Origin of the sequence: Vibrio sp. 1641 (assembly GCF_033339995.1) — a bacterium.
Taxonomy (GTDB): Bacteria; Pseudomonadota; Gammaproteobacteria; order Enterobacterales; family Vibrionaceae; genus Vibrio; species Vibrio alginolyticus.
Window position 1 is genome coordinate 1 of sequence record NZ_JAWOVP010000299.1, and the last position, 612, is coordinate 612.

Annotated in this window: 1 protein-coding gene; it reads right to left on the reverse strand. The window is 44.6% G+C overall.

What is annotated here, in order from left to right; translation table 11 throughout:
- On the reverse strand, positions 1-396 hold a 396-nt coding region (locus R7Z47_RS25635; RefSeq protein ID WP_318130866.1), incomplete at its 3' end, for an NUDIX hydrolase.
- Positions 397-612 lie beyond the last annotated feature (216 nt).

Here is a 612-nt window from a genome sequence, read left to right on the forward strand (position 1 = left end):
AACATGATCATAGAGATGATGTTGATTGGCAAACGGCGTAAGCTGCTTTGCTTCTTCCAGCGAACACCAGCGATACTCCGTGTGCTCTTCATTAAGCACCACAGGTTGGTTTGGCGGACAAAATAACACAAAGCATGGGATGACCAAGATTCGGTTCTCCTTCGCTTCGTAGAACTGTTCTAAAAAGTCCGCCTTATGTAACTCAACATGGTCAATCTGCGTCTCTTCTTTTAGCTCTCTCAGAATGGTTTGCCATCCTGTTTCACCAGCCTCTACACCACCAGCCACATGGCACCAATACCCGCCTTTAACGCGTTTGAGTAACAGAATTTTATCTACGCCATCAATTCGAGAGATGACAACGCCAGAGACATGCGTCGCTTGTATTGGGATCATGTGTGCTCCTTAAATATCTAGATATTTCCTAGATGCGCTCCATGCGCGAAAGAAAGATAAGTTGATTGAGAACCCACAGTCTACCGCTTATTCTTTCTCTCGGCAGAGATGTTTGAATGCCGCCGATCATTTTGTCTGTTGAGTATGCTAAAGTGCGATCTGTCGCAACAAATGAGCAGTAAAATGTCTAATTCACTCAACACTATGGTTCCCATT